We start from the raw sequence: 13999 nt of genomic DNA on the forward strand, positions 1-13999 counted from the left end.
TCAGCCCGTACAGACATGTAGGACTGGACGCACGATCTCTTTGTTTTGTGGCAATGCGCTTGACAGGGCGCCAACGAAAACGGGCCGCACGCGGCGGCCCGTCGGGGTGGTCGTCGACCGCTCAGAACAGCGTGTTCGACGGCTGCTGCCGCTGCGGCTGCGGTTGTGGTTGAGGCTGAGGTTGCGCCGGCGCCGTGCCCGGCGCGCCGGGCGTGACCGGCGTGACCAGCGGCCCGCCCTCGACCGGCTGCACGGCGTTCGGGTCCGGTGCCTGGTCGAGGTCGATGCCGCCCAGCGCAGGCGTCTCGGCAAACTCGGCGTAGACCCAGTCGTCGTTCTCGCGCACGACGCCGTCCGGCGCCAGGCGCTCTTCCTGCGGCGGCTTCTTGGCAAGCGCCACGCGCATGTAGTCGATCCAGATCGGCAGCGCGACCGTGGCGCCGAATTCGCGCCCGCCCAGCGATTTCGGATCGTCGTAGCCCATCCACGCGACCGCGACGACGTTGCCGCCGTAGCCCGAGAACCAGCCGTCCATCGCATCGCTCGTCGTGCCGGTCTTGCCGGCGATGTCCGTGCGGCCGAGCGCCTTCGTCGCTTCCGCGCCGGTGCCGTAGCGGGTCACGTCGCGCAGCATGCTGTCGGTGATGAAGGCGTTGCGCGGATCGAGGACGCGCTGCTCGTCGGTGTGCTCGGCCGGCGGTTTGGTCTGCTGGATGATCTTGCCGTCGGCGTCCTCGATGCGGGCGATCAGGTAGGGCTGCACGCGGTAGCCGCCGTTCGCGAACACGGCGTACGCGCCGGCCATCTGCAGCGGCGTCGCGGCGCCCGTGCCCAGCGCCAGCGTGTAGTTCTGCGGCTGGCGCGCCAGGTCGAAGCCGAACTTGCCGACGAATTCATGCGCATACGGCACCGTGATCGCGCGCAGCAGGCGCACGGACGGCACGTTCTTCGATTCGGCCAGCGCGCGGCGCATCGTGATCGGGCCGTCGTACTTGTTGTCGTCGTTCTGCGGCGACCATGTCCTGCCGGCGTCCTCGCCCGGCATGTCGAGCGGCGCGTCGAGGATGAGCGTGCCCGGCGAATAGCCCTTGTCGACGGCGGCCGAGTAGATGAACGGCTTCATGCCGGAGCCGGGCTGGCGCCAGGCCTGCGTCACGTGGTTGAATTTCTGGAAGTTGTAATCGAAGCCGCCGACCATCGCGTGGTAGGCGCCGGTATCGGCGTCGATGGCGACGAACGCGGCCGCCACCTGCGGCACCTGCGTCACGCTCCAGTTGCCCTTCGCATCCTTGGCCACGCGGATGATGGCGCCGGGCGTGAGGCGCATGCTCGCCTTCGCGCCGGACGACAGGCCGGCCTGGGCGAATTTCAGGCCCGCGCCGGCGAGGTCGACCATGTCGCCGTCGACCGTCTCCACACGCACCGCCTTGCTCGTCGCCGACAGCACGACGGCCGGGATCAGGCCCTCGCTGACGGGACGCTTGCCGAGGGCGTCGTTGATCGCGTCCTCGCGTTCCGCCGGGTCGGACGGCAGGTCCATGCGGTCTTCCGGGCCGCGCCAGCCGTGGCGCTGGTCGTAGGTCAGCACGTTGCGCCGGACCGACGCGTAGGCGGCGTCCTGCTCGGGTTTCAGGATCGTCGTGTAGACCCGGATGCCCTTCGTGTACGCGTCTTCCTTGAACTGGTTGTACACGGCCTGGCGCGCCAGTTCGGCCACGTATTCCGCGTGCGTGCCGAAGTCCTGCACGCCGCGCTGGTTGACGCGCAGCGGCTCGGCCAGCGCTTTCTGGTACTGCTCTTCCGTGATGTAGTTCAGCGCGCGCATGCGGCCCAGCACGGCGTGCTGGCGCTCGCGCGCCCGCTTCGGATTCGCGACCGGATTATGGCGCGCCGGGTTCTGCGGCAGGCCCGCCAGCATCGCCATCTCGGCGACCGAGAGCTGGTCCAGCGTCTTGTTGAAATAGATCCGCGCGGCGCTCGAGAAGCCGTAGGCGCGCTGTCCCAGGTAGATCTGGTTCATGTACAGCTCGAGGATCTCGTCCTTCGACAGAGCGGCCTCGATCTTGTACGCGAGCGCGATCTCGTTGATCTTGCGCGACAGGCGCTTTTCGCGCGACAGGAAGAAGTTGCGCGCCACCTGCATCGTGATCGTGGACGCGCCGCCGGAGCCGAAGCCGCCGCGCAGGTTCGACCCGACGGCGCCCATCGCGCGCTTCCAGTCGATGGCGCCGTGCTCGTAGAAGCGGGCGTCCTCGATGGCGAGCAGCGATTTCTTCATCAGGTCGGGGATCTTCTTGATCGGGACGAAATCGCGATGCTCTTCGCCGAACTCGCCGATGAGGACGTTGTCTGCCGTGTAGACGCGCAGCGGGATCTTGGGCCGGTAGTCGGTGACGGCATCCAGCGCCGGCACGTTGGGCAGGACGCGGAACACGATGTAACCGCCGACGCCGGCGATGAACAGGACGATGACGGCGGCCAGGATGGCCAGTGCCGGAATCAGGAAGCCGCGCTGGCGGAGGGCGCGCGGCGTTGCCGGCTTGCGGGTATTTGTCAAAACAGAACTCTCTTGATGCGGGTCGAAAACCCGTTGGGAGACCGTAACTACGGGCGATGTGCGAAATTATAATCCGCTTTTCTTCCACTACGGCATGTGCGATAGTCACGCTTTCAGGGCCCGTCCGGCGATCCCGACGGTCCTGTTCGTCAATACCCACGCCTGAAGGAAACCCCTCCCATGCCTTATGACCCCAGCCCGCCGGCCGTCAAGCCGTATATTCCGGCGTCCAGCACGCTGCCGGAGCTGACGTGGCGCGCCCTGATCATGGGCACCGTGCTCGGGATGATCTTCGGCGCCTCCTCGCTGTACCTCGTGCTCAAGGTCGGCCTGACCGTCAGCGCGTCGATTCCCGTCGCCGTCATCGCGATCACGCTGTTCGGCCTCGCCAGGAAGGCGGGCGGGCGCGAGGCGACGATCCTGGAGAACAGTATCACGCAGACGGCCGGTTCGGCCGGCGAATCGCTCGCGTTCGGCCTGGGCGTCACCATGCCCGCGATCATGATCCTCGGCTTCGACCTGGAAATCTCGCGCGTGATGCTCGTGGGCGTGCTGGGCGGGCTGCTGGGCATCCTCATGATGATCCCGATGCGCCGCACGATGATCGTCGACCAGCACCGCGAACTGAAATACCCGGAAGGCACGGCCTGCGCCGAAGTGCTGAAGGCGGCGGCGACGGAATCGTCGCGCGAGGCCGCCGGCGAAGTGCGCGACGCCGGTTCGGACGAGGCGAAGGAAGCGCGCCAGCGCGCCTTCATCATCTTCGGCGGCTTCGGGCTCGGGCTGTTGTACAAGGTGCTCAACATCTCGCTCAAGCTGTGGAAGGACACGGTGAACTTCGTGTTCGACGCGCCGCTGAAAGCCGGTTCGGCCGGCGCCGAGATCTCGCCAGAGCTGCTGGGCGTCGGCTACATCATCGGGCCGCGCATCGCGATGATCATGGCGGGCGGCGGCGTGCTGTCGTACCTGCTGCTGATCCCGATGATCAAATTCTTCGGCGACGCGCTGACGGTGCCGGTGGCGCCGGGAACGATGCTGATCCGCGACATGAGCCCGGACGACGTCCGCAGCGCCTACGTGCTGTACATCGGCGCGGGCGCCGTCGCGGCCGGCGGCCTGATTTCGCTCGTGCGTTCGCTGCCGACGATCTGGAACGGCCTGAAAGGCGGGCTGGCCGGCATCGGCAAAGGCTCGACCGCGGACCTGTCGCTGCGCACCGAGCAGGACATGCCGCTGAAATGGGTGGTCATCGGCTGCCTGGGCATCATCGCCGCGATCACGTTCGCGACGCCGCTGCACATGAATCTGCTGGGCGCGCTGCTGATCCTCGTATTCGGTTTCCTGTTTTCGACCGTCTCGTCGCGCCTGACGGGCGAGGTGGGTTCGTCGTCGAACCCGATCTCCGGCATGGCGGTGGCGACGCTGCTGTTCACGTGCCTGATCTTCCTCGTGATGGGCTGGACGGGCGGGCGCTATTACGTGACGGCGCTGTCCGTCGGCGCCATCGTCTGCATCGCCGCCAGCAATGCGGGGACGACGTCGCAGGACCTCAAGACAGGCTTCCTCGTCGGCTCGACGCCCAGGTTGCAGCAATACGCGATCCTCGCGGGCGCGCTCGCGTCGGCGCTGATCCTGGGGCCGATCCTGTTGAAACTGAACGACGCGGGCACCGTGTACGTGCCGGCCGCGCAGGTGGCGCCGCACGTGACGACGGACGCATCCCGGTTGACGGACACGATGCAGCTGCAGGGCCCGCAGGCGGCCACCGACCACGCGACCTACAAAGTCTGGCAGAAGACGGACACGCACGGCGGCCCCGCCGGCAAATACCTCGTGCGCGCGGACGGCACGCTCGCGTACCTCGTCGACCCGGGCATCAACGGCCAGTACCACACGCGCCCGGATGGTTCCGAGGTCAAGAAATTCGATGCGCCCAAGGCCGTGCTGATGTCGTACATCATCAAGGGCATCCTCGACCACCAGCTGCCGTGGACCCTCGTGCTGTTCGGCGTGATGGTCGCCGTCGTGCTGGAGATGTCGGGCGTCGCGTCGCTCGCGTTCACGGTGGGCGTCTACCTGCCGCTCGTGTCGACCTTGCCGATCGCGATCGGCGGCATCATCCGCTGGCTGGTCGACCGCCGCAACAATACGCTGCCGCAATACACGGGCCTGTCCGGGGACGAGCTGCAGGCCGCGGGCGACCGCAGCTCGGGCACGCTGCTGGCCTCCGGCTACATCGCCGGCGGCGCGCTGGCGGGCATCATCATCGCCATCACGGCCGGGGTGATGACGGATTTCGACAATACGATGAACAAGTGGGCGGAAGCGGCGAATCCGTTCTTCGCCGGCGCGAGTTCGGACCTGCTGTCGATCCTGCCGTATGCGGCGATCTGCGTGCTGCTGTACGTGGTCGGGCGCGAGAAGGCCGCGAAATGACGGCGTGATCGCGGGCGCGCGGCACTCACCGCATTGGTGGGCTCGGGGAGCCCACCCTACGAACGCAATGTTCACGTCGGATGGGCACCCGGTGCCCACGACACGCATGAACGGCCGCATCATGTGTCGAGCGTCGCGCGCATCGCGTCAGATCCAATGGGGGGCTCGGGGAGCCCACCCTACGAACGCAATGTTCACGTCGGGTGTGCGCCCGGTGCCCACGACACGCATGAACGGCCGCATCACGTGTCGAGCGTTGCGCGCATCGCCGCCATCTCGGCCACGATCCAGTCGCGGAAATGCCGGATCTTCGTCATCGCCTCCTTGTGCGGATTGACGAGGAGCCGGTAGCCATAGCCGAACGGCGCGCTCCTGCACGCGAGCTGCAGGAGCGTGCCGGTGCGGATGTCCTCGAACGCGATCCCGTACGGCACGAGGCCGATGCCCTGGCCGGCCACGGCCGCCTGCGCCAGTACGCCCCAATGGCTGTACGTACGTGAAAAATCGTAGTCGCCCTTCAGCGCGCGGTTTTCGTTCAGCAGTTGCAGCCAGCCCTCCGGCGTGCGCTCGCACAGCAGCGGAAAGCGGGTGAGGTCCGGCAGCTGCAGCGCGTCCTGGCCGTCGGCCAGCAGGTCGGGGCTGTACACGGGCACGAGGCGCTCGCGGAACAGCAGCGCGGGGTCGCCGTCCTTCACGGGGCCGTAGCGGATCGCCACATCGATGGCATCGTCCTCGATGTCGACCGGCGTGTCGTTCGAATCGATGCGCAGGTCCAGTTCCGGATGCAGCTTCGTGAAGCGCGACATGCGCGGCACGAGCCACTTGATCGCGAACGAGTGCGTCGTCGAGATGCGCAGCACGGCTTCGTCGCTGCCGCGCTGCAGGGCCGCCACCTTGGCGCCCAGGTCGGCCAGCATGCGCGCCACGGCGATCGCCAGTTCCTGGCCCTTGGCCGTCAGTGCGATGTGGCGCGGATGCCGCACGAACAGGGCAAAACCGACGGCTTCCTCGAGCTGCTTGACCTGCAGGCTGACGGCGGCCGGCGTCTTGTGCAGCTCGCGCGCGGCCAGCTTGAAGCTGCCCCAGCGCGCGGCGCATTCGAAATCGATCAGGCCGGAGAGGCTGCGCAGCGGCCTCACCGCTCACTCCAGCATAAGTTTTTCTTACTCATAACATTTATTTTTCTAGTTTGAACAATTGCGGTTCTGGTTACAGAATATAGCGGATCGACGACGACGTGCCTAAGGAAAACTTCATGACCAAGAACATCCTGGTGATCGGTGGGACCCGTTACATCGGCAGGCTGCTGGTGCAGCGCCTGCTGCGAGCCGGCCATCGCGTGACCGTGGCGACGCGCGGTTACGCGCCCGACCCGTTCGGCGAGCGCATCGCGCGCGTGCGCGTCGACCGCCGCAACGAGACCGCCATGCGCAACGCGTTCGCCGATGCCGGACCGTTCGACGTCGTCTACGACCAGATGTGCTACAACCCGCTCGACGCCGCCATCGCCGTGCGCACGTTCGCGGGCAGGGTGGGGCGCTACGTGATGGCGTCGACGATCGACGCCTACCGCGTCCTCGGCTACGACCACGGCCGGCCGTTGACGGAACCGGACCTCGCCATCGAGGCGCAGACGATCGACACGGGCTACCCCTGGCACGACCCGTGCCGCGCCACCGAGTGCTATGTCGCGGGCAAGGTGCAGGCCGAGGCCTATCTCGTGCGCGACGGTTCGCTGCCGCTTGTCGTGCCGCGCCTGGCGCACGTGCTGGGCGGACCGGAAGATTTCACGGGCCGCCTCGCGCACTACGTGGAACTGGCGCGGATGAACGGCGTCCTGGAATATGCGAACGCGGACGCCGCCCTGTCGTTCCTGCCGCTGCGGGGCGCGGCCGATTTCCTCGTCTGGGTCGGGATGCAGTCGTTCACGGGGGCGGTCAACGGAGCGTGCGACGGCGCGCTGTCGGCGGCCCGCCTGTTCGAGCGGGTCGGCGCCGTGCTCGATACGCCGGTGCGCACCCGCCGTGGCGCGGCGGGATCGCCGCCGGGCCGCCTGTCGCCGTTCGACGTGCCGGGCCCGATGGTGCTCGACACGGCGCGCGCGCAGGCGCTCGGCTACCGGTTCGGGCATTGCGACGAGTGGATCGACGATACGATCCAGTTGCACGACCTGGCGTTCGTGTAGGGTGCCCACGCGAAGGCCAAGGCCAACGCGATGCATGCGTCACGCGTGGGCATGGGATGCCCACCCTACGTAAAACGTCGGCCTGAGAGGCCGTCGTTTTACTTCACGCCGTGCATCAGTTTCTGGATCAGCGGCGCGATCAGGAACAGCAGCACGCCGGCGCCGATCAGGGCCCAGAAGCCGAACGTGTAGCCGGACAGCGCCGATTCCACGGTCATGCCTTTTTCGCCCGATACGACCGACGCGAAGATGCCCGACAGGTTGTTGCCGATACCGGTCGACAGGAACCAGCCGCCCATGCCCAGGCCGACGAGGCGGGTCGGGGCCAGCTTGGTCACCATCGACAGGCCGATCGGCGACAGGCACAGCTCACCGACGGACTGGATCACGTAGACCATGAACAGGGTCCAGAACGGGATCTTGCTGTCCGGGCCGACGAGGTGCTGCAGGGCGAACATCAGCAGCAGGAACGCGAGGCCGTTGAAGATCAGGCCGAGGCCGAACTTGCGCGGGATCGACGGGTTCTTGCGGCCCATCGCGACCCACACGGAGGCGACGATTGGTGCGATCACGATGATCGCGAGCGTGTTCACGGACTGGAACCAGCCGGTCGGGAAGGTCCAGCCGCTGAAGTCGCGGCGCACGATGTATTCGGCCAGGAAGGTGAACGAGCTGCCGGCCTGCTCGAAGAAGCACCAGAACATCACGTTGAAGAAGAAGATGACGAGCATCGCGATCGTCTTGTCGCGCACGACCGCGCCGCCGCGGATGCCTTCCACCATCAGCATGATCGCGAGGATGATGAAGAGGACCGACAGCAGGCCTTGCAGCTTTTCCGCGCCCAGTTTCAGCACGAAGTAGACGACGGGGATGACGACGAACGAACCGATGATGACGCCGACGAGGCGCATCGGGCTGCCGAGCGGTCCGGTGGCGGCGCCGATGCCCTTCAACATGCGGCGGCCGATCTGGAACCAGATCAGCGACAGGATCATGCCGACGCCGGCCGCGAAGAACACGACCTTGTACGCCGGGACGCCGCTCTGGCCGGACATGCTCTCGGCCAGGACGCCCGTGAGGATCGGGGCGAGGAAGCCGCCGCCGTTGATGCCCATGTAGAAGATCGTGAAGCCGGAGTCGCGGCGCTGGTCGTTGATCCCGTACAGCTGGCCGACCATCGCGGAGATGTTCGGCTTGAACATGCCGTTGCCGACGATGATGGTGGCGAGGCCCAGCTTGAAGACGTCGGGATTCGGCACCGTGATGGCGAACAGGCCGAGCACCATGAACGCGGCGCCGACGAGGATGGAACGCTGGTAGCCGATCACACGGTCGGCGATGTAGCCGCCGAACACGGCGCCGGCATACACCAGGGCGAGGTAGGAGCCGTAGGTCAGGTTGGCGTCGGCCTGGCCCACGCCGCTGCCGCCGTAGAACTGGGCGACGATGTAGAGCACAAGGGCCCAACGGATGCCGTAGAAAGCGAAACGTTCCCAGAATTCGGTCATGAACAGCATCCACAGCGGCGCCGGGTGCCCCATGATCTGTCTGAATTCCGGTACCGCTCTCGGTTCGGCGGTTGTAGTAGCTGCACCGCTCATGCGGTTCCTCCCCTATCTTTATAAGAATGATTGCGTTTTTCGGGGCATGGCCGGCCTGGGTAAGGATGGCTGCCCAGCGTCGCATTTTAGTGTAAATCGTGCATGCCGGGCCAGCTTTTTACGGCTCATCCGTATGGCGAATCGGCATAAACGAAATGGAGGACGCAAACTCGTGTGACTTGTCGTATATTGGAGCAAAAGCGACACTGATTCACAGAAGAGGAAAGGAACCAACCATGAATTACGACGTTGTCGATACGCTGATTTCTCCGGAAGGACGGCTGGAAGTCCTGTCGAAGGCCGAGGTGTCCAAGCTCCTCGATACGAGCCAGGGCGGGCTGTACCAGATCTTCCGCAAATGCGCGCTGGCGGTGCTCAACTCCGGCAGCTCGATCGACGACGGCAAGGAACTGCTCGAGCGCTACAAGGATTTCGACATCAAGATCATCCAGCGCGAACGCGGCATCAAGCTCGATATCCGCGGCGCGCCCGCGCACGCCTTCGTCGACGGCAAGATGATCAAGGGTATCCACGAGCACCTGTTCTCGGTCCTGCGCGACATCGTCTACGTGAACTTCGAGGTGACGGACAATCCGCGCTTCGACCTCACGCGCCCGGAAGGCATCACGGATGCCGTCTTCCACATCCTGCGCAACGCCAACGTGATCCAGCCGCAGCGCAATCCGAACCTCGTCGTGTGCTGGGGCGGCCACTCGATCAATCGCGTCGAGTACAACTACTCGAAGCACGTGGGCTACCAGCTGGGACTGCGCGAACTCGATATCTGCACGGGTTGCGGCCCGGGTGCGATGAAGGGGCCGATGAAGGGCGCCACCATCGGCCACGCCAAGCAGCGCCTGCAGGGCGGCCGCTATCTCGGCATCTCGGAACCGGGCATCATCGCGGCCGAATCGCCGAACCCGATCGTCAACGACCTCGTGATCATGCCCGACATCGAGAAGCGCCTGGAGGCCTTCGTGCGCGTGGGCCACGGCATCATCGTGTTCCCGGGCGGTGCCGGCACGGCGGAAGAGATCCTGTACATCCTCGGCATCCTGCTCCACCCGGACAATGCGGAACTGCCGTTCCCGCTCGTCTTCACGGGACCGGCGACGGCGCGTGCCTATTTCGAACAGATCGACCAGTTCATCGGTCTGACCCTCGGCCCGGACGCGCAGCGCCGCTACAAGATCATCGTCGACGACCCGGACGCCGTGGCGCGCGAGATGCAGACCGGTATCCGCCAGGTGCGCGAGTTCCGCAAGTCGCGCAGCGACGCGTACTACTTCAACTGGGGCCTGCGGATCGACCCGGAGTTCCAGAAGCCGTTCCGCCCGACCCACGAGAACATGCGCAACCTGTCGCTGCATAAAAACCAGGAGACGCACCTGCTGGCCGCGAACCTGCGCCGCGCATTCTCGGGCGTCGTCGCGGGCAACGTGAAGGAAGAGGGCATCCGCGCGATCGAGCAGTTCGGCAAGTTCGAGATCCACGGCGAGAACGAGATCATGGCGCCGATGGATGCGTTGCTGCAGTCGTTCGTCGAACAGAGCCGCATGAAGTTGCCGGGCAAGGAGTATGTGCCTTGCTATCGGGTGGTTCGCTAAGATAAATAACGCAAGAACACCGTCATCCCCGCGGAGGCGGCGATCCAAGTTGCGCGCGTTGCGGCTGCGCGTACAAATTGGGTCCCTGCCTTCGCAGGGACGACGTTTTGAGGTAGCCACATATAAGAAAGGCGCGGACGATTCAACGTCCGCGCCTTTTTTCGTGATGCGTCACCTGCCTGTGGCGGTCAATCTTCCTTGCGCAGGTGCGGGAATAGCAGCACGTCGCGGATGTTCGGCGAGTCGGTGATGATCATCATGAGGCGGTCGATGCCGATGCCGCAGCCGCCGGTCGGGGGCATGCCGTATTCCAGCGCGCGGATGTAGTCGGCGTCGTAGTACATCGCCTCCTCGTCGCCCGCGTTCTTCGCTTCCACCTGCGCCAGGAAGCGCGCCGACTGGTCTTCCGGGTCGTTCAGCTCGGAGAAGCCGTTGGCGATCTCGCGGCCCACCATGAACAGCTCGAAGCGTTCCGTGATGCCCTCGCGCGTGTCCGACGCGCGCGCCAGCGGCGACACTTCGACCGGGTAGTCGATGATGAACGTCGGTTCCCACAACTGCGCTTCCGCCGTCTCTTCGAACAGCGACAGCTGCAGCGCGCCCAGGCCCGAGATGGCGTGCGGCTTGACGCCGAACTTCGCCAGTTCCGCCTTCAGGAACGCCATGTCGTGCAGCTGTTCGTCCGTGTAGTGCGGCGCGAACTTGTTGATGGCCTGGACGATCGTCAGGCGGTGGAACGGCTTGGACAGGTCCAGCGCGCGGCCGCCGTAGGTCAGTTCGGCGGTGCCGTGGGCGTCGATGGCGGCCTGGCGGATCACGGCTTCCGTGAAGTCCATCAGCCACTTGTAGTCGGTCCACGCGGCGTAGAACTCCATCATCGTGAATTCCGGATTGTGGCGGATCGACACGCCCTCGTTGCGGAAGTTGCGGTTGATCTCGAACACGCGGTCGAAGCCGCCCACGACGAGGCGCTTCAGGTACAGCTCGGGCGCGATGCGCAGGAACATCTGCATGTCCAGCGCGTTGTGGTGCGTGATGAACGGCTTCGCGGCGGCGCCGCCCGGGATCGCGTGCAGCATCGGCGTCTCGACTTCCATGAAGCCGTGGTCCTGCATGAAGCGGCGGATCGACGAGATGGCGGCGGTGCGCGCCTTGAACGTGCGGCGCGTTTCCTCGTTCATGATCAGGTCGACGTAGCGCTGGCGGTACTTCGTTTCCTGGTCGGCGAGGCCGTGGAACTTGTCCGGCAGCGGGCGCAGGGCCTTCGTGATCAGGCGGAGCAGGGTGACCTTCACGGTCAGCTCGTCGGTCTTGGTCTTGAACAGCGTGCCTTCGACGCCGAGGATGTCGCCCAGGTCGTAGTGGCGCAGCGCTTCCATCGCTTCCTCGCCCGTGTTGTCGAGGGTGACGTAGATCTGGATGCGGCCGTCGGCGCGCGGGCCGGATGCGTCCTGCAAGGTCGCGAAGGCGGCCTTCTTGCCGGCTTCGCGCTTGAGCATCATGCGGCCCGCCAGCACGACCTGCTGCGGCTCGGCTTCCAGCTGTTCGCGGGTCCAGCCGCCGAACTGCTCGGTGAGGTCGGCCGACTTGTGCTGCGGGACGAAGTCGTTCGGGAAGGCGATGCCTTTTTCGCGGATGGCGGCCAGCTTGACGCGGCGCTCGGCGATGATCTTGTTGTCTTCGGCCGCGAGGTTCGTTGGCTCGTTGCCCGGTTGCTGTTCTTGGTTTTCGGTGCTCATGTCAGGTATCGGTCTGGTAGGAATTACGGGGTGCCGAGCAGGTCGCCGACGTTCAGTTCTTCATAGTGCTCGACGATGCGCACGACGTTGTCGAATTCGCGGAAGGCCTCGGCCGGCAGCGTGGTCGTGATGACGACGGCGCGCATGCCGGCGCGGCGCGCCGCTTCCACGCCCATCGGCGCGTCCTCGAACACGATGCAATCGGCGGGCGGCACGCCGAGCTTCTCGGCCGCTTTCAGGAAGACGTCCGGATGCGGCTTGCCGCGTGCGACGTCGGCCGCGCCGACGACCGCGTCGAAGCGGCGGCGCAGGTCCAGTTCGTCGAGCGTGAAGACGATGTTCGCGGGCGGGGCCGACGTCGCCACCGCCAGCCGCACGCCTTGCGCGCGCGCGCTCGCCACGAAGGCCTCGAAGCCCTGGATCGCGCCGCGGTGCGGACCGTAGATCTCGCGGTACAGCACGTCCTTCTCCTGCGCCAGCACGGCGATCTCGTCGTCCGGGATGTCCGGGCCGAGGCGCTCGCGCAGGATCTCGCGGCCCTGGGCGCCGGCCGTCTCGCGGAAGAACGCGTCGGGGTCGTACGTCTTGCCGCGGCGGGCGAAGAACGCCAGCCACGACTCGGTGTGGAACGCCATGTTGTCGACGATGGTGCCGTCCATGTCGAAGATGAAGGCGGGCTTCGTCATGCCTTACACGCCCTGCTTCAGCGAGGCGGAAATGAAGTCGTCGAGGTCGCCGTCCAGCACGTTCTTCGTGTTGCCGGTCTCGAAGCCCGTGCGCAGGTCCTTGATGCGCGACTGGTCGAGGACGTACGAACGGATCTGGTGGCCCCAGCCCACGTCGGTCTTCGAGTCTTCCAGCTTCTGCTGCTCGGCCATGCGCTTGCGCAGTTCGAGCTCGAACAGCTTGGCGCGCAGCATGTCGAACGCCTCGGCCTTGTTGCGGTGCTGCGAGCGGTCGTTCTGGCACTGCACGACGATGCCCGACGGCGCGTGCGTCAGGCGCACCGCGGAGTCGGTCTTGTTGATGTGCTGGCCGCCGGCGCCGGACGCGCGGTAGGTGTCGATGCGGACGTCGGCCGGATTGATCTCGATCTCGATCGATTCGTCGACTTCCGGGTACACGAAGATCGACGAGAACGAGGTGTGGCGGCCGTTGGCGGAATCGAACGGCGACTTGCGCACGAGACGGTGCACGCCCGTTTCCGTGCGCAGGTGGCCGTAGGCGTATTCGCCCTCGACCTTGATGGTGGCCGTCTTGATGCCGGCGACCTCGCCCTCGGACAATTCCATCACCTCGGCCTTGAAGCCCTTGCGCTCGCAATAGCGCAGGTATTGGCGCATCAGCATCGATGCCCAGTCCTGGGCCTCGGTGCCGCCGGCGCCGGCCTGGATGTCGATGAAGCAGCTGGCGTGGTCCATCGGGTTGCTGAACATCCGGCGGAATTCCATCTGCTCGATCACTTTCGCGATCTCGCCGGCATCGGCTTCCACGGCTTCGATGGTGGCGTCGTCGCCTTCCTCGCGCGCCATCTCGAACAGATCGGAGGCGTCGCCCAGGTCGGCGCGCGCCTTTTCCAGCGTCAGGACGACGCCTTCCAGCGCCTTCTTCTCGCGGCCCATCTCCTGGGCGCGTTTCTGGTCGTTCCAGATCGCCGGATCTTCGAGTTCCTGGTTGACCTGCTCTAACTTCTCCGCTTTGCGGTCGAAGTCAAAGATACCTCCGAAGTTCGGCTTCACGGCTGGTCAGGTCGTTCAGCAGGGCGGAGAGGGCATTGATGCGTTCAGCTTCCATGGTCTTTGGCAAATTTTATTGGTTGAATCGAACCCACGATTATACCGTAATGGAAGGCGCTCCCGTGCGCGCCTTGCCGT

General features: G+C 65.7%; 9 protein-coding genes. 3 read left to right on the top strand and 6 right to left on the bottom strand.

The window, feature by feature from the left end; all coding sequences use genetic code 11:
* Positions 1-121: 121 nt before the first annotated feature.
* Positions 122-2557, bottom strand: coding sequence for a penicillin-binding protein 1A (locus ACEN9Q_RS09415; RefSeq protein ID WP_495628183.1), 2436 nt, complete (start codon positions 2555-2557; stop codon positions 122-124).
* 180 nt (positions 2558-2737) lie between these two features.
* On the opposite strand from ACEN9Q_RS09415, the gene ACEN9Q_RS09420 reads away from it, so the two are divergent.
* On the top strand, positions 2738-4993 hold the full coding sequence (locus ACEN9Q_RS09420) for an OPT family oligopeptide transporter (RefSeq protein ID WP_495628184.1): 2256 nt from the start codon (positions 2738-2740) through the stop codon (positions 4991-4993).
* Positions 4994-5235: 242 nt separating this feature from the next.
* Here ACEN9Q_RS09420 and ACEN9Q_RS09425 read toward each other — a convergent pair whose 3' ends face one another.
* Positions 5236-6132, bottom strand: a complete 897-nt coding sequence (locus ACEN9Q_RS09425) for a LysR substrate-binding domain-containing protein (RefSeq protein ID WP_495628185.1) — start codon at positions 6130-6132, stop codon at positions 5236-5238.
* Positions 6133-6248: 116 nt separating this feature from the next.
* Between ACEN9Q_RS09425 and ACEN9Q_RS09430 the strand changes: the two genes are divergently transcribed.
* Positions 6249-7178, top strand: coding sequence for an NAD-dependent epimerase/dehydratase family protein (locus tag ACEN9Q_RS09430; RefSeq protein WP_495628186.1), 930 nt, complete (start codon positions 6249-6251; stop codon positions 7176-7178).
* Positions 7179-7276: 98 nt separating this feature from the next.
* On the opposite strand, the gene ACEN9Q_RS09435 is transcribed toward ACEN9Q_RS09430, so the two are convergent.
* A complete protein-coding gene (locus ACEN9Q_RS09435) occupies positions 7277-8779 on the bottom strand; it encodes a peptide MFS transporter (protein WP_056445928.1) in 1503 nt (500 codons plus the stop codon).
* Between the two features lie 236 nt (positions 8780-9015).
* Here ACEN9Q_RS09435 and ppnN point away from each other — a divergent pair, with 236 nt between their 5' ends.
* Positions 9016-10386: a nucleotide 5'-monophosphate nucleosidase PpnN gene (gene ppnN, locus ACEN9Q_RS09440; protein ID WP_056445931.1), complete on the top strand. Its 1371-nt coding sequence runs from the start codon at positions 9016-9018 to the stop codon at positions 10384-10386.
* 188 nt (positions 10387-10574) lie between these two features.
* Here ppnN and lysS read toward each other — a convergent pair whose 3' ends face one another.
* The 3 genes from lysS to prfB all read right to left on the bottom strand — a co-directional run bounded on the left by lysS (position 10575) and on the right by prfB (position 13919).
* The gene (gene lysS, locus ACEN9Q_RS09445; protein ID WP_495628187.1) at positions 10575-12125 is read right to left on the bottom strand and encodes a lysine--tRNA ligase; all 1551 of its coding nucleotides are present in this window, start codon (positions 12123-12125) and stop codon (positions 10575-10577) included.
* A gap of 23 nt (positions 12126-12148) precedes the next feature.
* Entirely contained in the window at positions 12149-12811 is a 663-nt protein-coding gene (locus ACEN9Q_RS09450) for an HAD family hydrolase (RefSeq protein ID WP_495628188.1), read from the bottom strand.
* A 3-nt stretch (positions 12812-12814) separates the two neighbouring features.
* Positions 12815-13919, bottom strand: a protein-coding gene (gene prfB / locus ACEN9Q_RS09455; RefSeq protein WP_495628189.1) for a peptide chain release factor 2 whose coding sequence is annotated in 2 segments (ribosomal slippage) — positions 12815-13837 and positions 13839-13919 — 1104 coding nt in all. Because the reading frame shifts where the segments join, the coding sequence is not laid out codon by codon here.
* Positions 13920-13999 lie beyond the last annotated feature (80 nt).

Source organism: Massilia sp. Masssp93, assembly GCF_059491295.1.

Coding starts and splice junctions, on each gene's coding strand:
- ACEN9Q_RS09420 (WP_495628184.1), top strand. CDS start 2,738: ATGCCTTATGACCCCAGCCCGCCGGCCGTCAAGCCGTATATTCCGGCG.
- ACEN9Q_RS09450 (WP_495628188.1), bottom strand. CDS start 12,811: ATGACGAAGCCCGCCTTCATCTTCGACATGGACGGCACCATCGTCGAC.
- lysS (WP_495628187.1), bottom strand. CDS start 12,125: ATGAGCACCGAAAACCAAGAACAGCAACCGGGCAACGAGCCAACGAAC.
- ACEN9Q_RS09435 (WP_056445928.1), bottom strand. CDS start 8,779: ATGAGCGGTGCAGCTACTACAACCGCCGAACCGAGAGCGGTACCGGAA.
- ACEN9Q_RS09430 (WP_495628186.1), top strand. CDS start 6,249: ATGACCAAGAACATCCTGGTGATCGGTGGGACCCGTTACATCGGCAGG.
- ppnN (WP_056445931.1), top strand. CDS start 9,016: ATGAATTACGACGTTGTCGATACGCTGATTTCTCCGGAAGGACGGCTG.